Genomic DNA, 25,579 nt, shown 5'->3' on the forward strand with positions numbered 1-25,579 from the left:
CTCTCCCGCTCGTGCCGAATCCATAAATTCCAGGGCTTCCCCAGCGGGAAAAAATAGCATCAAATCGTTAACATCGGGATTAGTACGCCGTGGATTGATAATCCTCTTCCGCGCGACTTGGTGCGGTGGACCCGTATCTCGACATTCTAGGCAAGCGCATCCGTGCCCGACGGCGTGAATTGGGAATGTCCCAGGAAGGTTTGGCGCACGAGGCAGGGCTGGACCGGAGCTACGTAGGGCGGATCGAGCGCGGTGAGCATAATCTCACGTTCGCTGCCCTCGTAAAAATATCCCGCGCCGTAAAATGTGATGTGGCAGCACTAACCGTTGGAATACCGGCGGGGCTGTGAAGCCGTAATTGCTCACCCAATATACACCATTTATTGGCGGGACGGCGCTGCTCTGAGTTCAGCGAGCCACCCTAGCCGATTTCTGTTCCCAGCGATGCTAGGATTGCGCGGGCAGCCTTGCGGATTTCGGGCTCGGTGTCGTTTGTCATGTGCTCAGCGTGCGCTTTTATTTCGCTTCCCAGCATTCGTTCTACAGTCAAAAGCGACATCATCGCCCTACGTAGTGCTGGCTTTTCGTCGCCCAGCCGCAGTTTAAGTTTAGCCAGCGCGGCATCATCGATCGGCATTGCCGTCGCTAGCACTGCGGCAGAGAGCCCCGGAGAAATTTTACCATCCAATATCGCTTCAATTAGCGAGTGGGCTGCATTTTCGTCGCTCTCGGCGTGATCGAGAAGCCATTTTCGGCCGATCTCATTTATATCGCTCCGACGATCGCCAAGCAGCGTTAGCGCGCGCCTGACATCAACCGCGCCGAGTGACACAAGCATTCGAGCAAGCGTGCTGCGGGGGCTGTCGGGTATGGCGCCGCTCTCGTTAGCTATAGGCTCACGGGTTTCCCAGTGCGCGTAGGCACGTTCGACCTGCATGACATCGATTTTTTCTCCCCGCGTCCGCAGATCGTCGTAGAGATTGACGGCAGCTTGCGCCGTTCTAACGGACGGCGCTGTCATCCCAGCCAGAATGTTTTTGATTAGCCGATCCGACGCCGGCGCCTGCCTTTGGGATAAAGCTCGGAAGATAGGGCCTAGATCGCCTGACATATCGGCTTCAAGCCGATCAAAAAAGAGGTCGGCAGCGTCGGGAAATTGCTCTCCGATGAGCGCCACCACCGCATTCCGCGAAGAACCGGTTGCCGTAGCCAGTAACGCCACGGCTTCGATTTTGTCGCTGGGTAGCCATTCGAGGAGGTTTGTCGCGACATAAACCAGCCAGTCTGATTTGTGCAGCATCGACGCAACCAGCTGATCGCGATCAACATGGAGTGTCGCAACCTTGCTCCATTCTGGTTCAGGCACATCTACCTCAGGAAAACTAATACGGAAAACGTCTAGATTGGGATTTTCCGCAATTCGGCGGACCAATTCCCGAGCTTCCAAAGCGAGCGCGCCACGGTCGATTGTCGTGACCGCTACTAATGCATTTAGCGTAGCCCGCACGGCGTTCATATTTTGCGGCCCTACCCAAGCATATACATCTTCGCCGGTTACTTTTTCGAACTGGGTGGCGACGATCAGCGCGCCAAATTGAAGCAAGTGGGTATCCGGCATTCTCGGTGCGGAGTTGCTGTCGTCGCCCGCTACTGCCTCAGCTAATACGCGAATCGCGCAACGCGACGCCTCGTGCCATTCTTCGGGAAACGTCATCAGTGCTTTGAGCGAAAGAGTGCTATCCCGCATCCAGCTTGGCGAATAACCTTCCTCGACGCCGCGCGCGGTGAGTACGACGGAAACCCTTTTCTGAAAGCCCCAAGTTCGGAAAGCTGGCTCTGGTAGCTCGTTCTCTGCGAACGCTTTGATCTTATCGTCAGGCTGTGCGCGGAGCGCGGCAATCGCGATATGTTCGATCAACGCTCGGTCGCCCCGCCCACCAAGTCTGAGCCCTCCGAGAAGTGATGAAGAAATACCGGTACTGATATTCGGGCGAAGCTCCGTAAGGATTGCCTCCAGACGGTCGGCGTCGAATTGCTGCGGCTTAGCCGATATAGCCGCCGCCCAAGCGACAAGCTTAAGTGTGGGCTGAGCGGTGCCAATGTGCTTGGCCGCTTCATCATACACGATGTCGGCCCGTTTTAGCGCGAGATCGCAAAGGGCTCCGCCTAGGCTCAGCGCATCGTCCTCATCTTGCGAGGCAGATAGGAACGCCAAGCGAACTAGGTCGCGCGCAAATACCTCCGACACGTTGGCATCGCGATCACCAACGAGCGAGAGTGCTCTTTCGAGTTGCCCGCGATCGCCTTTCGCGCGCCGGTCTACGAATAGCTTAGCAATAATATCCCCAAGCCCGATACCGCCGGCGAAGGAGACCACTTCGCCCCAATCCGGCAGATCGACCAAGCGGTCGAGCTGCTTCAAACGAGCATCTTCAGGCAAACTGACCAAATATCGCGCAGCAACAAATTCGGCGAAAGTCTTGTGGACGAAGGTCAGCAGGGAAAGTCGGTCATGGTAGACTCTTTCGATTAACCCGACACTTTCCCAATGCCGCATAGCGGCCTCGTAGATTGGCGCAGCGAAAAGCGGTTGCACGCCAAGCTCGGTGGCAAGCAATCGCGAACATACCTGAGCCACGTCTTTTGCCGTTTTTAGCGGATCCTCAAGGAGCACCCAGCCGATTGAATTGAGCACTGCCACGGCGATTTCGGCGGATACCGGCTCGCCCGTAATCGCTTGGTTAGGTAGGGCCTCAAAAAGCTCGATGAGTTGGCCATAGAGCAGAGGCCGCGTTGTGGGCAGTTGGCCAGATTTGACGATCAATGACGCCGCCATCCCGAGTAATTGCGGGTTGACCGAAATTGCTTCTGCGGCGGGAGTCCGAGCTAGTTCCTTGCGGGCCTTCTCGTAGCTGTCGCTTTCGACAATATTTCCCGTTGAGGCAGCGCTGATGAGTCTGCCGAGATTGATGGCCCCCTGATCCTTGGTAGGCGCCAGCAACTGGTAGTGAGTCCATTGGCTCAGTTCCGCGGTGCTGTAACCAATTGGTCGGGTCGTCACGATGATCCGGACCAACGCGTGCCCATCTGCAAAATCACTTATCGCTTTTGCGACATCGTCATGTTCCGCGCCGCAATCATCCAAGCCATCGGCGATCACGACCAGATTGGATAGCGCCGCCTTGGTGAATTGCGCTGGCATGATGCCTGAGCCATCGAGCGCTTGTTTGTATAACGCGTCAGTGAAAGAGCTACCGTTGCGCATAGCTGCTGCAACCGATTTCAATGTAACCGACAATATGGGGTAGCCGTCGAAAGCGTAAAGGGATGCCAATTTTGTCATGAGGGTGGATTTGCCGAGCCCCGGCCCTGCCACCACAACTGACCGTTTCACGAACCGACCGGTCCACGACGCGTCATATTCGTCCTGATCTCGCTCGCGCTGCGGCCCTTTATGATATCTCTCAAGCGCGCTCGATGCATCTTCGGCTTCAGGTACTTCGAAAGGGACGGAGATCGCACGCATTGGCAATAGTGCCGAGAGCGGGATTTTGCTGCGCGTTCCAGTAATCCGGAAAGACGCGTTGGCGCTCTTGGTCCAGTCGGTCAGTTTGTGCAGAACCGCTGCGGGGGACTCCCCCGGTCCGATCTCAATGCCCGAGCTTGCAAGAAGCCGGATAAGGCTTTCGAGCGTACGTCGGCCACGATGTTCCATTAGAGAAATAGCGTCGCGGTAAAGAATGTCCCAAGCAAAGCCGGCTTGGTTCTTATCGCGGCATATTGAACGAAGTGCCTCCACCGCCACGTTAATGTGCAGGGCATCGGGGGCAAGGGCGTGAATGACCCGAATGCGCAAAAATTGGCATGTGACGATCGGAATGCCCATCTTGATCAGCCGTGCGTGGAGGTCACTCCCTACGTCAGTCAGGTGATCGATCCGACCCATTCCCATCCGCTCGACATCTTTCGCAAGGTCTTCCCGCACCGTAGAACTGCTGTCTGTCGCGACTGCAAGAACACCGAAATCCGTCGCACCGTCGCGAACAGCTAATGCCATCGCCTCAAGCGAATCCCAGAGCGCTTTAGACCGCACGAGCCCCTTTTTGGCCTGAACCTCGGCAACCTTGCCTTCTGCGAATTCGATCCGCACGTCGTCGCCAGGCCCTTCGCTTTCGGCCCACACCGCAATCGGTAGGTCATCAAAAATTCCGCTCAACCAATTGAGCGGAGTGCCTGTCAAAATGTGGACTGCGACAATTGCCGTGACCGCAGCCTGAAAGTTGACACCGCCACCGATGGCTGTGCCGCCGCCCGTCTTTTTCGCAATAAGGGTGCCAGAGGATTTTGCTTTCGGGGCTGTAGCTTTTGAAGAATTTGATGGGGCAACCATTTTGCGGAGGTAGCATGCCGCTCGCTGCATTTCACGCTGCGTCGATCGGCTGCGGATCGATAGCTGTTTTCCGCTCTGCTACGGAGTCATCGAAATCCGTAATGGTGAGAGCACTTGCCACTACCGCACGAAAGCCAAACGCGCGTCACCACCACCTCGCCACCATATAGGTGGTGGCGCGGGTGGCGCAGTGTCGCACGGCTTTTCGCGGCGTTGCGGCGCGACAGTTTGCGTCACCACGCGGGAGTGTCGCGGTCACTATCGATTGGCTCACCTACGACGATGAAATCGCGCAGATGCCGACTGGCGTCGGGTCGCCTTTCTATTTTAAGCTGACCTTTCGATAGCATATCCGAAAGTAAGGCTTTGACCCGATGCTTGTCGGCCGGTTTTTCGATTTCTGCGCCCACGATTTCTGCAATAGCGCGCCCGACCCAATTCTTCGCGCTCACATGCTCACGCCAATCACCCGCCGCGATACTGCTCTGCACGCGCGTCCGTGACGCCTCATCAAAAGCGCTAACGGCGGCGCTCGCGTCGGGCGGGCTCCAATTCTCCACCACCACCACGCTATCGCCACCTTCCGGGCCACCGTTCGCCAGCTTCACAGAAACCAACCGATACCAATCCTCTTTTCCGACTGGCGCGCGGTTGGCTTTATCGTTGCTCACTCGGATATAGCTGCGTCGATCATCCTCTGCGATGCCGAACCGAATAGCCTCGGCTTTTTCCATTCGATTGACCACCAGCACCGACCGGGCGGCGTTGCCGAGCGCACTTGCGCCGCGCGCAGATTCGGCATCCGCCTGCTGCCCCCCGAGCTTCCGGCTATGATGCACCAAAACGATGCTACAATCGGTTTCCAAGGCGATACTGCCCCAAAGCTTGGCGATCACGTCCACCTGACCGTTGTCGTTTTCCTCTGCGCGATGGCTCGAAACGAAAGGATCGATAATTAGCACGTCGATCCCCTTTGCGCGGATTTCCGCCGCGACTGCGTCAGCGACGGGAGTATGGACGGTTAGCCCGTCCCGGCCTTTGGTCGCGATGCAAAGGGGGGTCCTCGCGTCGTTTACGAATAGGCGACCTTCATAATCGCATTCGCTGATCCTGTGATGCAGCGAACAAGCGACAAGCTGGCGGGTTAGCTCATCCCGATCATCTTCGAGATTCCACAGCCAAACACGTTTAGGGCCAGCCCAGACGGTTTTGCCGAGCAATTCCCGCCCCGTCGCCAGCGATATCGATGCTCCAACCATAAGAGCCGATTTTCCGGTGCCGCCCGGCGCGATCAGCGTTGTTACGACGCGGCGCAAAAGCCAGTGTCCCAACACCCACGAACGCGGCGGGATATCGAAAAATTCTGGCGCCGTGAACGGAACGGCGGCGATGCTCGGCAGATCGACGTGGGACTCGTCGTCAGCAAATTTTCCGAATATCGCCGCATTGCTCGCCGGGTTTATCCATTGACGCTCCTGCGCTCTCGCGAAAACCGCCCGATAGCCGGTGCGCTGCGGATCAAAACCGTCCCACTTTCGCGCCGCCTCTTGTCGATCGAACTTAGGCGATCCAGCGGACCAATCCAGCCACAAGCCGCGCCCGGTGTCACCAAGCGGCTTCAGGGCGTGGCCCAGCTCGATCCACAAAGCATAGTCGTCCGAGGGCATGTGATTCAGTGCCGATCGGAGATCATTCACGGTTTGCGCTGAAACCTCCGTCACGGCGGCTACCTTGATGGCGGGCGATGCCTTTAAAGCCGAGACTTTATGACGCGGTGCGAGCACATGCTCGACGTATTCGGCCGCGCAGGTTATAGCTTGGTCGCGGATCGCGTTTCCGGTGAAGGTGAAAAAGCGGCCACCGGAATATGCTTCGACGCCCCCGCCGTTCGATCCAAACGAACGAAATTGGCGACCATAGCAGATGGCGTGAACACCTTTTCCGCTGGGGCTCGTTTCGACGTAGCCAGGCAACGTGTCCGGCAAATCCAAGAGCCCGTTTTCGTCGATGTGGTCGAGATCGACGCCCTGCCAAAAGCGGTCAGAAGCATCCCTGCCCAAAGCAAAACCCAAGCCCCAACCGTTTCCCCTCGCAACGACGGCCTCGCGCGCAGCGCTATACGAGGTGAGACGCGCGAGATCGTCAGGTGCGTCCGTCACACCGCGCGGTTTTCCGTCGATGTAAAAGGGCACTTTGTCAGGTTTCGACTTTCCGGGCCGAGTTATGCTTTGCCATATCAGCCAGCGCTCAGTCTCTTTCATGGCGGCAAGGGTTGAAGGCGCGGGGCTCCGGGCCTCCGCAGTGGATTCGAAGGAAACAGACATTGAGGATTTTCCTCTCCGCTGACGCTCGGGGCGACGGCGAAGTTTTTGGAGTGCGTCAGGATGCGCCGCCGGCCCAGAGCAAGCGGTTGCTTGACGACGGACCGATCTCCGTCAGCCATTGTTGGGCAAGCATTCCGCAACGAACGGTCGGTGTGAAGGATGAAAGCGCGTAGCTTCGCACTTGGCCTGTCTCCCATAAGGGAGGGAACGTAGCGGCAAATACCGAGTGCAAGGATTTCTCGGATAGGCGAACTACGTCCGGTGCGCCGAATTCCGGCAAGTCTACAGGCAAACAAAGCTTGCCAAGGCGCCGATAACCTTCTGCAATCCCGTGGCGATGCACTGCGAAAACTGCTTCCCCATAGTGCTCGATTGCCCAAGTCACCCGCTCAAGTGTGTTTTCTGGTGCCTCGCTTACTGGATCAAGAAACACGACGCGGGGGGCATGTAACGGCCCCTCGACGGCCCGAGCGGTAAAAATGAGATCAGGCGATGGGCCATTGCATAATGCGCCCACGATCAAGCCTCCCGCTGCTGATCGACGTTGATGCCTGCAAGACGGCGAACGCTGTCGATCCGTACGAGCACACGGGTGCCGATGCGGACGATTTCGAGCCGTTTATTCGCGATAAGCTCAGCGCCCTTCGTTTTTCCGATCGCCAGCATCGCCCAAGCCTCGGCTTGGCTGCAAAGAATGGGTTCCATGTCTCGTATCTCCGCCTCATGGCACCGGGCGGAAACGCACGGGCCTTCTCTGGCGACCATCCAAGTAACTAACGAGAAATGGCGAACCTAAATGGCGCTACGGCATTGTTTTGCCATTATAGCCATCATCGAATTTTGGGGCGCCCGGGCTTGTTTTTTTTGATATGGTTCCAGCGATTTTCAAAGAGACCCGAGAGGCCCTTCGCGCGCGAGTTTTTCATGAAGTCGGTTCGCGCCACTTTCATCCCCGTGAGAGACGTGGCCCTGATCCAGCCATCTATTTCAGCAACGGTGAAGCGATCTAGCTTGATCTGCGACTTAGCCACATCATTAGGAAACTCTCGCATCAGATTGGCGCGATTGACGGTGACGAAGCGATAGTGCGCGTTATCGTGCGCCGGGTAATTGTAATCGGGCTCTCGCCGATTGGGACCCCACGCTAACCCTAGTCCACGATGTAACGAGTCGTCCAACGTATCGAACCAGCGATAGTCAGCGAGCCGCACAGGCGGAATTAGTTGTGTAAGAATCTGATTTTCGTCATCGAGCACATTTCGAAAATACCGACCGCGAATTTCGACCGAGCCAACTGTGCCAGCATCGGTGAGGCGCTTCACCGCAAGTAATAAAAAGTCGTCCAGTTGAGCGTTCCAGATCGGATTTGAAATATGTTTGGCTTCTCCGATGCCTACGATCGCAGACAAATTTCGCGCCGGCATCGAATGCCGATAAACGATCCACGAGATGGCGTGTGAAAGGGTGACGAACGGCTCGTTAGGCGGAAGCCGAGGTGGAAATCGAGCGATAAAATCGGAGAGGCAATTTGATCCTTTCATCGTTTGCCGCTTTTTGCGCTCGCGATAGGAATGATCTTAGCATTATTTGCTGCACCGCTGGCGCAATATTGCCCCCACGCCTCCATCAGATTGACCCGCGCGCCCGGCTGGCCCTGCGTTCCAAGATAGGTAGTTCGGCGATATGCGGCTTGCACGGCGTCCGGTGTTTTGTGGGCTAGCGCGGCCTCGACCACGGCGTCCGGAAAATTCTCGTTCGCTGCCCAATCGGTAAGGGAGCTACGGAAGCCGTGGACGTGATAAGGCTCGCTCATGTCGCGAAGCACTTTCAACAGCGTCATATCGGACATGGCGCCTCCGCTGGCGCCGGGAAACACAAACTCACTTCCCGCCATTTTCAACGCGGCTGCTTTCGATAGCACCGCCAACGTCGCGTCGGACAGTGGAACGATATGCGCCTTGTTTCGCTTCATATGATCCGCCGGGATCATCCAAAGTTTGGCCTCTAGATCGAATTCGTCCCACATCGCCAAACGCGCTTCCTGCGAGCGGACACCGGTCAAAATCAGCAACTCCAGCGCCAAGCGCCCATATGAGGGTCGTCGGCGCAGAGCGGTGAAAAACGCGGGCACCGCGACGTAGGGCATGGCCTTGCGGTTCTCCGGCTTCTTCACCTGCCGGGGCAGGCCACGCCCTGCCTTCAGACTACCATTGCCCGATGGTGCCTCTGTTGAACGCCAGCCCTTAGCATGGGCATAATCGAGCACGGCGCACATTCGGTTTCGCACTTGTCGCGCGGTTTCGGGGATCCTTTGCCAGATCGGCGTTAGCACCTCGATCACGTCCGCCGCCGTAATTCCGCCGGTCGGCCGATTTCCTAATTTCGGGAAAGCGTAATTCTCAAGACTGGCGAGCCACTGGCGCGCATAAACCTCGCTTTTCCATCCACTCTCATTTTCTGAATGGTAGAGCTTCGCCGCTTCCCGAAACGTGACCTTCGCGGCCTTTTCGTCTTTGCGCTCCGTGAGAATATCGCGCTTTTCGATCTTGATCGCGATGCGGACGCTTTTTGCTTCCTCGCGCGCCTTGGCCTCGCTCATAAGCTTTGCGCTGCCGAGACCAATATCCCGGCGCTTGCCGTCTAGCTGTAGGCGACAGACCCAATAGGCTCCGCCGCGCTTGTCCACTTTCAATATGAGGCCACCGCCATAGCTGGTGATGCCGGGCGTCTCCAACTTCGCAGCCAATTCCCGTGCGGCTTTCCTGCCTGCTGGATTGAGCTGGGCCATATTTTACCCCCACATTTTGGCAGCGCCTGCCGGAGCGAGTAAATGTGGGGGTAAAGCTCCCCCCCACATTCTTCTACCACACTTTATCGCGGCTAGGGGCGGGCGGCAACGGGCAATGGCGAGCATAGATGGTTAATCTACGCCTACAGATTCCGAGCCTTTACGGGTTTTAACGAGCCCTCACGATAGAGGGTGTGGTGGACAGGGCTGGATTCGAACCAGCGTACGCTTGCACGGGCAGATTTACAGTCTGCTGCCTTTAACCACTCGGCCACCTGTCCATCCGGGCCGCCTAAAAAGCGAGGCGGTCCAATGGCGGCGGATCGCGTGCGTGTCAACGCCTCCGTTACACCCGCTGTCAAAGCTTGCGCGCGGACGGGGCACCGAATAGCGTGGCGCAACATTGTTGCTCAATCGCTTCAAGGGGTTTCCATGCGTTCATATCTCCTCGCCGCCGTCGCGGCGATCGCCATCGCCGCGCCGATTTCCGCCCAGACCGCAAAAAATGCCGGTGGTCAGGCCGACAAGGCACAAGTCAACAAGATCATCGACGAGGGCATAACGCGCAGCCAGGTGATGCTGACTGCGGCGCATCTGTCCGACGTGATCGGCCCGCGCCTGACCAATTCGCCGGCGATGCGCGTGGCGGAGGACTGGACGCAAAAGCAATTCAGCGAATGGGGCCTGAAGAACGTCCACAAGGAAGGATTCGAGTTCGGTCGTGGCTGGACGATCGACCGGTCGAACGTGCGCATGGTCACGCCGCGCCCGATTCAGCTGACCGCGATCCCGATCGCCTGGACGCCAGGCACCAACGGCACCATCTCCGCCCCCGTATTCGTCGCGCCGATGAAGCGCGAGCGCGACTTCGACAAATGGCGCGGTCAGTTGAAGGGCAAGATCGTGCTGGTCACCCTGCCCAATAGCGGCAACGAACCCGACGCTGCACCGTTCAAGCGCTACAATGCTGAGGAACTGGCCAAGCTCGATCAATATGAGCAGCCCAAATACGATCCCGAGGCGGCCGACCGCCGCTTGAAGCGGCTCGACTATACGCAGAAGCTCGGCGCCTTCCTCAAGTCCGAGGGCGCGCTCGCCTATGCGACCATGTCGTACCGCGACGGCAAGCTGGTGCACGGCGAAGGTTATCTGTTCGGCATCGGCGACACGATGCCGCTGCCCGGCGTCGAGATCGCGGCGGAGGATTATCGCCGCCTCGCACGGCTCGCCAAGATCGGCCCCGCGCCGACGCTGGAGATCAACACCGAAGTGCGCTTCGACGATAGCGACACCAGGGCGTACAACGTCATCGCCGAAATTCCCGGCACCGACCCCAAGGCCGGTTACGTCATGGCCGGCGCACATCTCGATTCATGGGTCGCGGGCGACGGCGCGGGCGACAATGGCGCGGGCACGGCGATGATCATGGAGGCCGCGCGCATCCTGTCGGCAAGCGGCGTGCGGCCGAAACGCACGATCCGCTTCGCGCTTTGGGTCGGCGAAGAACAGGGATTGCTCGGCAGCCTCGCTTATATCGAACAGCATCTCGCGACACGCGGCAGCCCGAGCGACCCGGTACAGACCGGCATGAAGCGTTTCTATGGCTGGTCGAACCGCTGGCCGATCAAGCCGCAGCCTGGTTATGGCGACCTCGCCGCCTATTTCAATCTCGACAATGGATCGGGCAAGATCCGCGGCATCTACGCCGAGAACAACCCGGCGGTGGTCTCGACCTTCAAGGAGTGGCTTGCGCCCTTCTCCGCGATGGGCGCGACCAACGTCGTGATCCGCAAGACCGGCGGCACCGACCATGTCTTCATGCAGGCGGTCGGCGCGCCGGGCTTTCAGTTCATCCAGGATCCGCTCGATTATAGCAGCCGCACGCACCATTCGAGCGTCGACACGTTCGACCATTTGAAGGCGGACGACCTGCGCCAGGGGTCGATCATTCTTGCCTCGTTCCTTGCCAATGCGGCAAACGCGGACAAGGCGCTGCCGCGACCGCCGCTGCCGACCCAGCCGGTGGTCACCGACCCGTTCGCCTATAGCGATGATGAGGATTGATGATGGCACGCAAAGGACATCGTCCCTCTCAGGCCGCAGCGGGCCGGCCCCGTTTCTGGGGACGGCACGCGGTTACGGCCGCGCTCGCCAATCCTGAGCGCGTCGTGCGGAAAATGTGGGCGACGCGTGAGGCGTTGGCGTCGCTCGACATTCCGCCGATCATCCCGATCACGTTCGCCGATGTCGCCGATCTCGCGCGGCTGGTGCCGGGCGATGCGCCGCACCAGGGTCTGGTCGCCGAAGTCGATCCGCTCGAGGATGTCTGGCTCGGCGACCTGCTCGATCAGGGAGCCGGCGACCGGCGCCCGCTGATCGTGCTCGACCAGGTCACCGATCCGCACAATGTCGGTGCGATCCTGCGCTCGGCGGCGGCGTTCGATGCGCTCGGCATCGTCACGCCCGACCGCCATTCGCCACCCGAATCCGGTACGATCGCGCGTTCCGCTTCGGGTGCGCTGGAGGTCGTGCCCTGGGTACGCGTGGTCAATCTCGCCCGTGCGCTGGAGGAGATCGCCGAGGCCGGATTCTGGCGTGTCGGCCTGACCGGCGAAGCGACGCAGACCCTGGCCGAGGCGATGGGTGAAACGCGCGTCGCGCTGGTCCTCGGCGCCGAGGGTGAAGGTATGCGGCACAACACCGCAGCGCATTGCGACGAGCTTGCGCGCCTGCCGATCTCGCCTAAGGTTGAGAGCCTGAACGTATCCAACGCGGCGGCTATCGCGCTTTATGCAGTGACGACGCGGGTTTGAGTTTTTGAACTGAACCGGGGAATTCTTATGATCGGACGTCTGCTGCGTGTCGTGATCGGCCTGCTCCTGCCGCTGGCGCTCGCCGGTTGCGTGCTCGCACCGGGCAAGTTCGTATCGAAGATGACGATCAACGCCGATCGCAGCTTCACCTTCTCCTATGTCGGCGAGGTGATGGCACTCGATCTCGGCGATGAATTCGGCAAGGGCATGGGCGACGCCTTCTCCAGCGATACGCCGTCCGGCAACACGACTGAACCAAGCACCGATGAGAGCGGCAAGAGTGAAGAGCTACAGCCGGCGCTGTCGAAGATTGTGCTGCAGGACAGTGAGAAGAAGGACGAGAGTCCCGATAAAAAGGCCGATGCGGCGAAGAAAAAGGCCGCGGCCGAGGTCAAGAACAAGGCGATCGCCGAGGCGCTGTCCAAGGAAGCGGGCTATCGCAAGGTAACCTATATGGGCGACGGCAAGTTCGAGGTGGATTACCAGATCTCGGGCAGGCTGACGCACAGCTTCGTCTATCCGTACAATGTCGATGCCGAGGCAGTCTTCCCGTTCATCGTGGTCGAGGTGCGCGCCAACAACACGGTACGAATCAAGGCCCCGGCCTTCGCCAATGAAAGCACGAGCAAAGGCATGCCGGGCGCCGACCAGGCATCAAGCAAGCTCGACGGCGTGTTCACGCTCGACACCGATGCCGAGATCGTCAGCCAGAACAATGAGGACGGCGCGGCGAGCGCGGGCGGGCGCAAGACGGTGACATGGAAAGCGACGCCGCTGTCGAAGACCGCGCCGATGGCGGTGCTGCGGTTCGGGAAATAGCTTCTTGCCCTCGCCCCTTCGCGGCGAGGGCAAAATCGTCAATCCTCGGCCGCTACCGTCACGCGCAACCCGTCAAGCGCGTCGGTAAAGTCGATCTGGCACGACAGGCGCGAGGTCTCGTTGCGATCGCTCGACGAATCGAGCAGATCGTTCTCGTCCTCGCTCATCGGCGGAAGTTTGGCAGCAAATTCCGGATCGACATGGACATGGCAGGTGGCGCAGGAGCAGCAGCCTCCACACAGAGCAAGGATCTCGTCGATGCCGGCGTCGCGAATGACTTCCATGACCGAAAGACCGGCCTCGCCATCGATCTCGCGTTCGTCCCCTTCGCGCGTGACGACGATAAGCTTTGGCATGAAACATCCCTCCGGTGCAGAACTTGGCGCCAGCCATGCCGCGCCGCGCATCCTCGATCAAGGCAAGATGATATGGGCCTGACCGCAGAACAGCTTCGCGGCGCACTCGATACGCTTGCCGCACGCGAGCCGGCGTTCGCCGCGGCGCTGGCGCGCGTCGGCTATCCCGAACCGCGCATTCGCGCTCGCGGCTATGCCACGCTGCTGCGCACGATTATCGGCCAGCAGGTCAGCACCCAGTCAGCGCAAAGTGTATGGAACAAGCTCGAGGGCTTGGTCGGCAGCCTCGAAGACCCCGGCAATATCATACGCGGCAGTGACGAACAGCTGCGCGCGGCGGGAATGTCCCGGCAAAAGGCCAGCTATGCGCGCAGCCTGGCCGATGAAGTGACGAGCGGGCGGCTCGACCTCGCCAACCTGCCCGCCGATGACGAGGAGGCGATCGCCGCATTGATACACATCAAGGGCATCGGGCGCTGGTCGGCGGAGGTCTATCTGCTGTTCGCGGAAGGGCGCACGGACATCTGGCCGGCAGGCGACCTGGCAGTACAGATCGAGGTCGGTCGGTTGCTCGGCCATGGCGAGCGCCCAAGCGAGAAACTGACCCGCGAGCTGGCCGAGGCATGGCGTCCGCACCGGGGCGCCGCGGCGATCTTCGCCTGGCATCACTACAACAGCGATATGCAGGTGGTCTGAAGCATATCCCTGGCGCAGCAGCGCGGTTTACGAACGCAAGCCCGCCCTATAGACGCGCCCGATGACGACCGACGACATTCAGCTGCGCCCCACCCTCAGCGCCGATCTGCCGGAACTTCACACGCTCATAGAGTCGGCTTACCGCGGCGAACGCGCCAGGGCGGGCTGGACCCACGAAGCCGACTTGCTGGATAGCCCGCGTACGAGCATCGCCAATCTAGCGTCGATCATTGGCGATCCGGACGAACTGCTTCTGGTGGTCTTGGACGGAACCACGATTGTCGGCTGTGTGCAGTTGACCCGAACGTCGCCAACCATGGCGTATCTCGGCCTGCTGACGGTCAATCCGCAGCGCCAGAGCAGCGGTCTCGGTAAGCGTATCATCGCGGCAGCCGAGGGCGAAGCCATGCGACACTTCGGGTCGGAAGTGATGGAACTCTCCGTGGTCTCGCTACGACCGGAATTGATCGCCTATTATGAGCGACGTGGCTATGTTCTGACCGGCGAACGCCGTGACTTTCCCATTCCGCTCGATCCGCCGCTGTCGCTCACGGTCCTCCGCAAATCGCTACCCGGACAGGACCGTGCTCCGTCGCCGGCCCCCACAGGCTGAACCGGCGATCATCTTCAGAGCGGGCACCTTACCCCGCCGGCTTCCAGGTCTGCGTCTTGCAGATGATGAAGTAGCATCCCTTCACGCGCAACGTGCCATCAGGGTTGCGGCTGACCACCGACGAATAGGTATTGCCATATTGCGGATCATAAAGCCGCCCGCGCCATTCGTCGCCATCATCCTTCATGCTGAGAAAGATCGGCAGACCGACCAATGGGCGCGTGCGCAGCTTCGGATTGGAATTGCGCTCGTCCATCGTCTTGCCGACATCTGACTTCGGCAGCAGCTTGACGATATGGCCGCACACGGCAGCGCCACACCGCGCGATCTCGACCACCGCCTTCTGGTTCTGCGTCACCCAGCGGCCGAGCACCGGCTCGGCGGCCTGCGCCATCGTCGGAAACAGCATCAATGCTGCGAAAAATACGTGAAGGAATGCGGCTAAACGCATAATATCATAGCTCCAGGAAACGGCTGGTCGTACGCCGCGATTTCGGTATCGGCGGAGGGTGACGGATGGGTGACAGCTGGACGATCGGGATCATCGGCGGGTCGGGCCTTTATGCGATCGACGCGCTTGAGAATGCCGAATGGCGGCGTGTCGAGAGTCCATGGGGCGACCCATCGGACGAATTGCTGTTCGGATCGATCGGTGGAGTCAAGCTGGTGTTCCTGCCCCGTCACGGAAGGGGACACCGGATTTCGCCGTCCGAATTGAACGCGCGTGCCAATATCGATGCGCTGAAACGTGCCGGCTGCACCGACATTCTCAGCCTCTCGTCGATCGGGTCGCTGCGCGAAGAATTGCCGCCGGGCAGTTTCGTGGTGGTCGATCAGTTCATCGATCGCACCGTCGCCAGGCCATCGAGCTTCTTCGGCAGCGGAATGGTCGCGCATGTCTCGATGGCCGAGCCGGTCTGTCCACGCCTGTCGGCTTTCGCCGCTGAAGCGGTGAGTGCCGCGGGCGGGGCGGTCGCCAAGGGCGGAACCTACCTCGCCATGGAGGGGCCGCAATTCTCCAGCCGCGCGGAAAGCCTGCTCTACCGGCAATGGGGCGCGGACGTGATCGGCATGACCGCGATGCCCGAAGCCAAGCTCGCACGCGAGGCGGAGCTGCCCTACGCACTGGTCGGGATGGTCACGGATTACGACTGCTGGAGAGAAGAGGCTCATCATGTTGAAGTCAGCGCAATAATCACACAGATGGGCGCAAATGGGGCCATCGCGCGGCAGGCTGTGGCCGCATTTGCCGCCGCGCTCCCGGCGGAGCGCACCCCCTCCCCGCTCGATACGGTGCTCGATGCCGCGCTGATCACCGCCCCCGACGCGCGCGATCCGGCACTGTTGATGAAGCTGGATGCGGTGATGGCACGTATCTTACGCTAACTCCTCGTTCCGGCGAGGATCAAGTGACCAGTTGACGCCCGCCACGGCATCGGAGAGTGAAAACCCATGTCGCCTCCGCCCTCAATTGCCGGTACCGCCGACGCGATGCCCAACGAATCCCGCACGCCATCGCTGTCGGAAAGCTATCGCACGATCGCGGTGCCGATCGGCGCCGGGCGGTTCTGGCGCAAGCTCGGGGCCTTTGCCGGACCGGGGTATCTTGTCGCGGTCGGTTATATGGATCCCGGCAATTGGGCGACCGATCTCGCCGGTGGCTCGGCCTTTGGCTACACCTTGCTCTCGGTCATCCTGCTGTCGAACCTGATGGCGATGGTGCTGCAATCCTTGTCGGCGAAGCTCGGCATCGTTGCCGGGCTCGATCTCGCTCAGGCGTGCCGCGCGCATTATGGCCGCACGGTCAATTTCGCACTGTGGCTGTTGTGCGAACTGGCGATCATCGCCTGCGATCTGGCCGAGGTGCTCGGCACCGCGATTGCGCTACAATTGTTGTTCGACCTGCCGCTCGTCGCCGGCGTGTGCCTGACCGCGTTCGACGTGTTGGTGATCCTCTCCCTGCAACGCTTCGGCTTCCGCAAGCTCGAGGCGTTCATCATCACGCTGCTGATCGTGATCGCGGGCTGCTTCGCCTATGAACTGGCGATCGCCCAGCCGAGCATCGCGGCGATCGCCAAAGGGCTGATCCCGACGACGGAGGTCATCACCAACCCCGCGATGCTGTACATCGCGATCGGCATTCTCGGCGCGACGGTGATGCCGCACAATCTCTATCTGCACAGCTCGATCGTGCAGACACGTCAGTTCGGCCAGGACGATGCGGGCAAACGCGACGCGGTACGCCATGCAACGCTCGACAGCACCATCGCGCTTGGCCTCGCGCTGTTCATCAACGCCTCGATCCTGATCCTCGCGGCGGCGGCGTTCCACACCACCGGCCAGACCGAAGTCGCTGATATCGACCAGGCGTACAAGCTGCTTTCGCCGACCCTGGGCGCGGGCGCTGCGAGCGTGGTCTTCGCCGTTGCGCTGCTCGCCTCGGGGCAGAACTCCACCGTCACCGGCACCCTGGCCGGGCAGATCGTGATGGAGGGCTTCCTCAACCTGAAGCTCAAGATCTGGGTCCGGCGCATGGTGACCCGCCTGCTTGCGATCATACCCGCGGTGATCGTCGTCGCGATCGCCGGCAATGCCGGCGCCACCCGGTTGCTGGTACTCAGCCAGGTCGTGCTGAGCCTGCAACTCCCCTTCGCGATTGTACCGCTGGTTACGTTTACCAGCAGCCGCTCGACCATGGGCGTGTTCGCCAACCCGCTCTGGCTGAAGCTCACCGCCTGGGCGATCGCGGCGGTGGTGATCGGGTTGAACACTACCCTGCTGGTCGGGTTCTTCTTCTAAAACAGAGCCGGCGCGGGGGGAAACGAACTACGGTTCCCGCCTGGTGACCGTCGGCGCATCTTCCCATCCGCCGCCAAGCGCCTTGAACAGGCTGATCTGCGCATCCGCCACCGCTGCATCCGATTGCGCGCGGGCAGAGCGCGCACTGGCCCGATCGCGTTCGGCGTCGATCAGCAGCAGGAAGCTGTCGGCGCCATAATCGAAGCGCAGCTTGGACAGCTTGGCCGCCTCTCCGCTCGCGCGTTCGGCGCGAACCAATGCTGCGTTGGTGTCGAGCGCACCGGCATAACGCGCCAATGCCTGTTCGACTTCCTTCAAAGCGGTCAACACCGTGCCGTCGAACCGCGCAAGCGAGCCATCGGAAGCCGCCTCGGCCTGGCGCAGGCGCGCGCGCGCCTGGCTCTGGTTGGGGAAATTCCACGAGATGAGCGGGCCGAGCGAATAGGAGAAACCCGAGCTCTTGAACACGTCACCCGGCTTGGTCGCGCCGAAGCCGATGCTGCCGAGCAACCGGATCGAGGGATAGAGATCGGCGGTCGCGACGCCGACGCGTGCGGTGTCGGCGGCGAGCGTGCGTTCCGCCGCGCGGACATCGGGACGGCGGGCGAGCAATGTCGCGCCATCCCCGACCGGCAGGATTGCCCGCACGCGCGGTGGCGTGACGCAGCGATCGGCGTCGCCATCGATCTCCGCCGGCGGGCGGCCGGTCAGCGTCGCCAGTGCATAGAGCGAGGCGCGGCGTTCGGCTTCGAAGCCGGGGATCTGTGCCTGGGTCTGGGCAAGCAGCACATCGGCGCGCTCGACATCCCGCCGCGTGCCGCGTCCGGCGTCGAACAGCCGGTTGGTCAGATCGAGCGTCTGCTGCTGGAGCCCGACCGTCTCCTGCGCCACCGCCCGCTGCGCCGCATTGCTGCAGGCGGTGGCATAGGCACGTGCGGTTTCCGCCGCGATCGAGACACGCGACGCGTCGAGCTGTGCCGCAGCAGCGTCGGTGTCGCCACGCGCCGCCTGGATCGCGCGGGTCACGCCACCAAACAGATCGATCTCATAGGACGCATCGAAACCGACCGAGTAGAAATCGGTCTCGAACGGGCCGGCTCCGGTCGCACCAGCGCCGGTACCCGCTCCCGCGCCACCGGCACCGCCGCCATTGACGATGCGGCTGCGCGTTGCCGACGCGCTAACGTCCGTGCTTGGCAACCGAGCGCCGCGCTGTTCGGACAAGGCAGCCCGCGCACGCGCCAGATTGGCGGCGGCGACGCGGATGTCGGTGTTATGCGCGAGCGCGTCGGTGATCAGCCGATCGAGGATCGGGTCGTCATAGAGCTTCCACCAATCGTCGGGCAGCGCGGTGGCCGCGACCGCGCCGGAGCGTGCGGCTTCGCTGAAGCTGCCCGTCGCCCTGGCCGATGTCGCCGGACGATCGTAATTTGGCCCCACCGCACAGGCCGAAAGCGCGAGTGCGGGGATCAGCGCGAGCTTCTTCATGCTGCGGCTCCTTCCGGCGCCGGTTCGGCTTCCGGCTTCGGCTTGCGGCGCAGCTTGGCGCTCGTCCAGTCGCCGAACTTGCGGCTGATGACATAGAAGCTCGGCGTGAAGAGCAGGCCGAAACTGGTCACCCCGATCATGCCGAAGAACACCGCGACGCCCAGCGCCTGCCGCATCTCGGCGCCCGGCCCGGTGCCGATCACCAGCGGCAGCACGCCGAGAATGAAGGCGATCGAGGTCATCACGATCGGGCGGAGACGCTGTTCGGCGGCATGTTCAGCCGCCTTGTGCATCTCCATTCCCGCTTCCTCGTTCTGGCGCGCGAATTCGACGATCAGGATCGCATTCTTCGCGGCCAGACCGATCAGCACGACCAGCCCGATCTGCGTCAGGATATTATTGTCGCCGCCAAAGATATTTACACCGACGATCGCCGCGAGCAGGCACATCGGCACGATCAGGATCACCGCGAGCGGCAGCACCAGGCTTTCATAATTCGCCGCGAGCAGCAGGAACACGAACAGCACGGCCAGCCCGAACACCATGGCGCCGGTATTGCCCGCCTGTTGCTGTTCATAGGCGAGTTCCGTCCATTCGAACGACATACCCTTGGGCAAAGTCTGCGACGCCAGCGTCGCCATCGTGGTCAGCGACTGGCCGGACGAGAAACCGGGCACGGTATCGCCCTGCAATTCCGCCGAGGGATAAAGGTTGTAGCGCACCACGCGGTACGGACCGCTGTCGTTCTTCAACGTCAGCACCGCATCGAGCGGCACCATATTGCCCGCCGCCGAGCGCGTCTTGAGATGCCCCACATCGGATATCTGGTCGCGATACGGCGCATCGGCCTGCGCCGTCACGCGGAAGGTGCGGCCGATAAAGTTGAAGTCGTTGATATAGGTCGAGCCGAGATAGGTGCCGAGCGTGCGGAACACGCTGTCCACCGGCACGCCAAGCTGTTCGGCGCGCTCGCGGTCGATATCGGCATAAAGTCTGGGTGTGCGCGTGTTGAAGGTGGTGAAGGCACTGGTGATGCCCTGGGCCTGGTTGGCCTTCATCATCATTGCGAATGCCGCACCCTCGAGCGCCTTGTAACCCTGGTTGTTGCGATCCTCGATCAGCATCTTCCAGCCGCCGCCCGTACCGATCCCGCGTACCGGCGGCGGCGGGATGACCAGGATGTTGCCACCGGTCAGCGGGCCGAACGCCTTGCGCAATTCGCCGGCGATTAGGTTCGCGTTCTTGCGGTCGGCGTGCGGCTTCAACGGAATGAACATCGCGCCGGCATTGGGCGCGGTCGAGAAAGTCGCGCCGTCCAGGCCGGCAAATTCAACAGTCGCCTGAGTCGCCGTATTGGCTCGGGCGATTGCCCCGGCCTTGTTCATGATTTCGGTCGTGCGCTGCAGCGAGGATCCCGGCGGCAGCTGAATCACCGCGATCAGATAACCCTGATCCTGCGCCGGAATGAAGCCGGTCGGCGTCGCGGTGAAGCGCCACCCAGCCAGCCCGATCAGGCAGACATAGACGATGCCGACCAGCACCAGCGAGCGTATGGCACGGGCGGTGAACTTGCCGAATCTCTCTCCCAGCTTGTTGAAGCCACGATTGAAGCCGCGTGAGAAACGCGCCGGATAGCCGAGCCAACCCTGACGGGGCTCGCTCTCGTGCTTGGGCTTCAGGATCAACGCGGCAAGCGCCGGCGAAAGGGTCAACGACACGAACGCCGAGATCACCGCCGCAGAAACGATGGTGAGCGCGAACTGCTGATAGAATTGCCCCGAAATGCCGGGAATGAAGCTGGTCGGGATAAACACGCCACACAGCACCAGCGAGATCGCGATCAGCGCGCCGGACACTTCGTCCATCGTCTCATGCGCGGCTTCGCGCGGGGAGAGCCCCTTTTCCTCCATCAATCGTTCGATATTCTCCACGACGACGATCGCGTCATCGACGACGATACCGACCGCCAGGACCATGCCGAACAGCGAAAGATTGTTGAGCGAAAAGCCGAACACGGCGAGCATCGCCAGCGACCCGACCAGCGCGACCGGTACCGCGATCAACGGAATGATCGTCGCACGCCAGCTTTGCAGGAACAGCAACACGACCAGGGCGACCAGGATGATCGCCTCGAACAGCGTGTGATACACCGCCTCGATCGAGGCATCGATATATTCGGTCGGGTTGTACGGGATCGAATAGGCCATGCCCGCCGGGAAAGATTTGGATGCCTCGGCGACTTCCTTCTTGACCGCGTCCGCCGTGGTCAGCGCGTTCGATCCAGGAAGCTGAGTGATGCCAAGCGCGGTGGCCGGCTTGCCGCTGAGCTGCGCGTTGATGCCATAATCCTGCGCACCGAGCTCGATCCGTGCGACATCGCGCAACCGTGTCAGCCGCCCCTGATCGTCGCGCTTGACGATGATCTCGCCAAACTGGTCGGTGGTGGTCAGCCGGCCTTCGGTCTGGATGCCGAGCTGAAACGCCGTGCCGCCCTGGTTGAACGGTGGTTGACCGACCGACCCGACCGCGACCTGCGCGTTCTGCGCACGGATCGAGGCGATGATCTCATCGACCGTCAGATTGCGCGACGAAGCGCGATCGGGGTCGATCCACACGCGCATATTGTAATCGCGCCCGCCGAACGCCCGAACGCCGCCGATACCCTGAATCCGCGATAGCCGGTCGATCAGCTGGGTGGTGGCGTAGTTCGAGATATATTGCTGCGACAGCGATCCATCGGGCGAGGTCAACGCGATGACCATCAGAATGTCGGGCGAATTCTTGCGCACCGTCACGCCGATCTGGCGCACTTCCTCGGGCAGGCGCGGCTCGGCGGTCGAGACGCGGTTTTGCACCAGCACCTGAGCCTGATCGACATCGACGCCCTGCTTGAACGTGACAGTGATCGCAATCGCCCCATCGCCGGTCGAGGAGGACGACATGTAAAGCATGTCCTCCACACCGTTGATCGATTCCTCGAGCGGCGCGGCGACCGTTTCCGCCAGTGTTTCGGCGGTTGCGCCGGGATAACTGGCGCTGACCACCACCGTAGGCGGCGCGATTTCCGGATATTGCGCGACCGGCAGGCCGGGATAGGCGACGACCCCGAACACCACGATCAGGATCGACATGACCGCGGCGAAGATTGGCCGCTCGATGAAGAAATGAGGGAATTTCACCGGTCAGCGCGCCGTCGCTTCGGACGGCGGCGGCGCCGTGTCCGGTTGCGAGGTCGGCGAAGTGCTGGCCGCGCGTGGCTGCATCTTGATCAGGTGCGCCTTGACCGCAGCGCCGGGCTGCAAGGTGGTGATCCCTTCGATGACCACTCGGTCGGTGCCGGTCAGCCCCTTCTTGATCACACGCAGGCCTTCGACCTGCGGCCCGGTCTCGACCGGGCGCGGCGTGGCCTTGCCGTCCTTACCGACGACATAGACCAGCTTGCGCGTCTGATCAGTGGTGATCGCCTCGTCGGGGATCAACATCGCCTTGTAGGTGCCGGAGCCGAGCAGGCGGGCACGACCGAACATGCCCGGGGTCAGGAAACCATCGGGATTGGCGATCACCGCATGGGCGCGGATCGTACCGGAATTCTGGTCGATCGCGTTGTCGAGAAAATCCATCTTGCCGCGCCAGCGATAACCGCTTTCGTCGGCAAGCTGGATCTCGACCGGATTGGCCGTGTTGCGCGACGAACCACGCTCCCCGGTGCGGTCCTGACGCAGGTATTTGAGGTAGAAGCTTTCCGCCCCCTCGAACGAGAACCAGATCGGGTTGGTCGATACCACACGGGTCAGCACGGTTTGTCCCTCGGTCGCGAAATTGCCGCCCGACACCCGGCGGTCGGAGACGCGACCGGAGATCGGCGAACGCACGGTGGCGAAACCGAGATTGAGCAACGCGCTGCTGACCGAGGCCTGCGCTGCGGAGAGATCAGCGGCGGCGGTACGGACGGCCGCTTGCTTGGTCTCGAACTCCTCCTTCGAGATCGCCTGGACCTCAAGCAGTTTCTGCGCGCGCGCTTGCTCCGAGCGGGCATTGGCAAGCGACGCGGCAGCCTTGGCCGCAGCCGCCTGGGCTTGGCCGAGCGCGGCGCGATAGGGGCGCGGATCGATCGCGAACAGCGCTTGGCCCCGACCGACATTCTGCCCATCAGTGAACAGCACACGATCGATCGTGCCCGAAACGCGGGGGCGCAGCTCGACATCCTGCACGGCTTCGAACCGGCCGACATATTCGTCCCAATCGACGACGTCGCGCTGCAATGGCACGGCGACGGTCACGTTCGCCGGCGGTGGCCCTGCGGGTGGCTTCTCCGCCGAGCAAGCGGAGACCAGCAGCAGTACAAAGCCGCTTCCCATGCCACGCAACCAGCCCTGGCTATCAATCATTGCCGCTTGTTCCCCAAACACCGTGACGTTGCAGGTCCCTGAGACCCGCTTGAGCGACGACCCATAAGAGCGACCCTCCGGCATTGGCGCTCGGCGGGGTACAATCGCAGTAAAAATGCGATTGCCGCCAATGGTTTGCAAGTACCGCACGGTATGGAATTCAACAAGTGATGGAAATCATGCAAAATTTTTTGCTGCACCGCACAAATGCGTAGCTCGAGGCATGCTGTCGGACCGCGCGATTGGCGCGGGCTGGCGATGCCACTATACCCGCCGCCATATAATGGGGAACGGGGCCCAATGAACGATTTTCCAGCAGGCGATGATGGGCTGCACGACCGCCCCGTCGCGATGGTCGTGATCGGCGTGAGCCGGTGGACCGCGCAGATCAGGCACGCCTGATGGCCAGCCCGTGGCGATCGGCGGCGGCATTCGCCAAGGCCTTTACCGGTTATGCACGGTGGCGCGGCTGGCTCGCTGCCGGCCTGGTCGGGGCCGGCGCGCTGCTCGAAGGGATCAGCGTATTATTGCTGATCCCGATCCTCAGCGTCGTCGTCTCTCCGCGCAACGGCGATCCCTGGCGGATCAGGGTCGGCGAGGCGCTGACCGCAGCGGGCGCGACGACCCCTATGGCACAATTGGCATTGCTGCTCGCGGCGTTCGTCACTGTCGCGCTGATCCGCGCCAGCCTTCTTTATGCGCGCGACCTGACTCTCGGCAAATTGCAGACGGGCTTTGTCGAGCAGCAGCGCAATCAGGTACTGGGTACGCTTGCTGCCGCGCCCTGGGGCCGGATCGTCGCGCTGCGTCATTCGCGCATCACCAACCTGCTCGGGACGGAAATGCAGCGGCTCGGTGGCAGCGCGCAGTTCATGATACAGGGGACCGTCGCGATCGTGCTGCTGATCGTACAAGGCGCCCTCGCCGTCTGGCTCGCCCCCGGCTTCGCCGCGGCCGTCATCCTGCTGCTGCTGATCGGCGGGGCGTTCCTGCTGACATCGCACGGCCGCTCGCGCGACCTGGGCAGCGAGGTCGTGAAGCATAGCCAGGCCTTGATGGGCAGTGCGACGGGGCTGCTCGGTGGATTGAAGGCAGCAGCGGCGCAGAATGGCCAGGGCCGGTTCGTTACCGAGTTCGAGACGATCCAGACCCAGTTGCGCGACCGGCAACTCATGTTCCAGCGGCGCCAGGCGCGCGCGCGCGCGGGCTTCGCGATCGGATCGTCGATCGCCGGCGCAACGGTGGTGCTGACCGGGGTCGCCGCCAATGTGTCGCCAGCGGTATTGATCGCGCTGGTGCTGATCTTCGCGCGGATGAGCGGACCGGCACAACAGATCCAGGCCGCAGCGCAGAACTTCTTCTTCGGCCTGCCGAGCTTCGAGGCGATCCGCCAGCTGGAAGTGGATCTGGGCCGTGGCAATGCCCCCATTCCGGCGCCGCTCGCACCGCCGGCTGGGTCGATCGAACTGCGGTCTGCTGCGTTTCTCCACCCGGGCGGCGGCGGCGTACGCGAGGCGAGCCTGACCATCGCACCGGGAAGCTTTGTCGGGGTCAGCGGTCCTTCGGGTGCGGGTAAGACGACGCTGATCGACATGCTGATCGGATTGCTCGTACCGCAATCGGGCACGATGCTGGTCGGTGGCGTGGTCCTCGACGATGCACGGCGCGCGGGCTGGCGCGAGACGCTTGCTTATGTGCCGCAAGATGGTTTCCTGTTCCACGACACGGTGCGTCGTAACCTCAATTGGGGCGATCCGGCGATCGACGATATGGCGATCGCGCGCGCGTTGGAATTGGCCGGGGCGCAGGATCTGATCGCGCGGCTCGAACTGGGGCTGGAAACGGTGATCGGCGAGCGCGGCGCGATGCTGTCGGGCGGCGAACGCCAACGCATCGCACTCGCCCGCGCGCTGTTGCGCACCCCGCGATTGCTGGTGCTCGACGAGGCCGCCAACGCGATCGATGCCGATGGCGAGGCGGGGTTGCTCGCGCGGCTCGCGGCGCTCGATCCGCGTCCGACGATCGTGATGATCTCCCACCGCGCGGAGAGCATGGCGCTGTGCGATCGGGTGGTGCGAGTGGAACTGGGGCAAGTCACTGCCTAG

The 25,579-nt window shown here is 61.7% G+C and carries 19 protein-coding genes and 1 tRNA gene; 9 read left to right on the plus strand and 11 right to left on the minus strand.

Annotation, left to right across the window (positions count from 1 at the left end):
• Positions 1-125: 125 nt before the first annotated feature.
• Complete coding sequence (locus ACVWZA_RS11650; RefSeq protein WP_457311361.1) at positions 126-350, plus strand: helix-turn-helix domain-containing protein; 225 nt, start codon at positions 126-128, stop codon at positions 348-350.
• A gap of 71 nt (positions 351-421) precedes the next feature.
• Here ACVWZA_RS11650 and ACVWZA_RS11655 read toward each other — a convergent pair whose 3' ends face one another.
• From ACVWZA_RS11655 to ACVWZA_RS11680, 6 genes are all read right to left on the minus strand, one after another.
• Entirely contained in the window at positions 422-4,420 is a 3,999-nt protein-coding gene (locus ACVWZA_RS11655) for a hypothetical protein (RefSeq protein ID WP_457311362.1), read from the minus strand.
• 203 nt (positions 4,421-4,623) lie between these two features.
• Complete coding sequence (locus ACVWZA_RS11660; RefSeq protein ID WP_457311363.1) at positions 4,624-6,714, minus strand: AAA family ATPase; 2,091 nt, start codon at positions 6,712-6,714, stop codon at positions 4,624-4,626.
• A gap of 519 nt (positions 6,715-7,233) precedes the next feature.
• Positions 7,234-7,419 (minus strand): helix-turn-helix domain-containing protein, encoded by a 186-nt coding sequence (locus ACVWZA_RS11665; RefSeq protein WP_457311364.1) that lies wholly within the window; start codon positions 7,417-7,419, stop codon positions 7,234-7,236.
• A 125-nt stretch (positions 7,420-7,544) separates the two neighbouring features.
• Complete coding sequence (locus ACVWZA_RS11670; RefSeq protein ID WP_457311365.1) at positions 7,545-8,255, minus strand: hypothetical protein; 711 nt, start codon at positions 8,253-8,255, stop codon at positions 7,545-7,547.
• Positions 8,252-9,502, minus strand: a complete 1,251-nt coding sequence (locus tag ACVWZA_RS11675) for a tyrosine-type recombinase/integrase (RefSeq protein WP_457311366.1) — start codon at positions 9,500-9,502, stop codon at positions 8,252-8,254. Before ACVWZA_RS11675 ends, ACVWZA_RS11670 begins: the two co-directional genes overlap by 4 nt.
• Before the next feature lie 195 nt (positions 9,503-9,697).
• Positions 9,698-9,783, minus strand: a tRNA-Tyr gene (locus ACVWZA_RS11680).
• Positions 9,784-9,934: 151 nt separating this feature from the next.
• Between ACVWZA_RS11680 and ACVWZA_RS11685 the strand changes: the two genes are divergently transcribed.
• From ACVWZA_RS11685 to ACVWZA_RS11695, 3 genes are read left to right on the plus strand one after another with little or no spacing between them, the layout of a single operon-like run.
• The gene (locus tag ACVWZA_RS11685; protein WP_457311367.1) at positions 9,935-11,566 is read left to right on the plus strand and encodes a M20/M25/M40 family metallo-hydrolase; all 1,632 of its coding nucleotides are present in this window, start codon (positions 9,935-9,937) and stop codon (positions 11,564-11,566) included.
• 2 nt (positions 11,567-11,568) lie between these two features.
• A complete protein-coding gene (rlmB, locus tag ACVWZA_RS11690) occupies positions 11,569-12,315 on the plus strand; it encodes a 23S rRNA (guanosine(2251)-2'-O)-methyltransferase RlmB (protein WP_457311368.1) in 747 nt (248 codons plus the stop codon).
• A 27-nt stretch (positions 12,316-12,342) separates the two neighbouring features.
• A complete protein-coding gene (locus ACVWZA_RS11695) occupies positions 12,343-13,134 on the plus strand; it encodes a hypothetical protein (RefSeq protein ID WP_457311369.1) in 792 nt (263 codons plus the stop codon).
• 38 nt (positions 13,135-13,172) lie between these two features.
• On the opposite strand, the gene ACVWZA_RS11700 is transcribed toward ACVWZA_RS11695, so the two are convergent.
• Positions 13,173-13,490, minus strand: a complete 318-nt coding sequence (locus ACVWZA_RS11700; protein WP_457311370.1) for a 2Fe-2S iron-sulfur cluster-binding protein — start codon at positions 13,488-13,490, stop codon at positions 13,173-13,175.
• 72 nt (positions 13,491-13,562) lie between these two features.
• On the opposite strand from ACVWZA_RS11700, the gene ACVWZA_RS11705 reads away from it, so the two are divergent.
• Positions 13,563-14,186, plus strand: coding sequence for a DNA-3-methyladenine glycosylase family protein (locus ACVWZA_RS11705; RefSeq protein ID WP_457311371.1), 624 nt, complete (start codon positions 13,563-13,565; stop codon positions 14,184-14,186).
• Positions 14,187-14,247: 61 nt separating this feature from the next.
• Positions 14,248-14,799 (plus strand): GNAT family N-acetyltransferase, encoded by a 552-nt coding sequence (locus ACVWZA_RS11710; protein WP_457311372.1) that lies wholly within the window; start codon positions 14,248-14,250, stop codon positions 14,797-14,799.
• A 28-nt stretch (positions 14,800-14,827) separates the two neighbouring features.
• On the opposite strand, the gene ACVWZA_RS11715 is transcribed toward ACVWZA_RS11710, so the two are convergent.
• Positions 14,828-15,208, minus strand: coding sequence for a DUF2147 domain-containing protein (locus tag ACVWZA_RS11715; protein WP_457311373.1), 381 nt, complete (start codon positions 15,206-15,208; stop codon positions 14,828-14,830).
• Positions 15,209-15,315: 107 nt separating this feature from the next.
• Between ACVWZA_RS11715 and ACVWZA_RS11720 the strand changes: the two genes are divergently transcribed.
• A complete protein-coding gene (locus ACVWZA_RS11720) occupies positions 15,316-16,185 on the plus strand; it encodes an S-methyl-5'-thioadenosine phosphorylase (RefSeq protein WP_457311374.1) in 870 nt (289 codons plus the stop codon).
• Between the two features lie 66 nt (positions 16,186-16,251).
• Positions 16,252-17,598 carry an Nramp family divalent metal transporter gene (locus tag ACVWZA_RS11725; RefSeq protein ID WP_457311375.1) on the plus strand — a complete coding sequence of 449 codons (1,347 nt, stop codon included), beginning with the start codon at positions 16,252-16,254 and terminating at the stop codon, positions 17,596-17,598.
• Positions 17,599-17,625: 27 nt separating this feature from the next.
• On the opposite strand, the gene ACVWZA_RS11730 is transcribed toward ACVWZA_RS11725, so the two are convergent.
• Genes ACVWZA_RS11730 through ACVWZA_RS11740 form a run of 3 tightly spaced genes read right to left on the minus strand, consistent with a single transcriptional unit; the run spans position 17,626 to position 23,474 of the window.
• Positions 17,626-19,086 carry an efflux transporter outer membrane subunit gene (locus tag ACVWZA_RS11730; RefSeq protein WP_457311376.1) on the minus strand — a complete coding sequence of 487 codons (1,461 nt, stop codon included), beginning with the start codon at positions 19,084-19,086 and terminating at the stop codon, positions 17,626-17,628.
• A complete protein-coding gene (locus tag ACVWZA_RS11735) occupies positions 19,083-22,265 on the minus strand; it encodes an efflux RND transporter permease subunit (protein ID WP_457311377.1) in 3,183 nt (1,060 codons plus the stop codon). The genes ACVWZA_RS11730 and ACVWZA_RS11735 overlap by 4 nt, the downstream gene beginning before the upstream one ends.
• Before the next feature lie 3 nt (positions 22,266-22,268).
• Positions 22,269-23,474 (minus strand): efflux RND transporter periplasmic adaptor subunit, encoded by a 1,206-nt coding sequence (locus ACVWZA_RS11740; protein ID WP_457311378.1) that lies wholly within the window; start codon positions 23,472-23,474, stop codon positions 22,269-22,271.
• Between the two features lie 374 nt (positions 23,475-23,848).
• On the opposite strand from ACVWZA_RS11740, the gene ACVWZA_RS11745 reads away from it, so the two are divergent.
• Complete coding sequence (locus ACVWZA_RS11745; RefSeq protein WP_457311379.1) at positions 23,849-25,579, plus strand: ATP-binding cassette domain-containing protein; 1,731 nt, start codon at positions 23,849-23,851, stop codon at positions 25,577-25,579.

This window comes from Sphingomonas sp. UYAg733, from assembly GCF_054057355.1.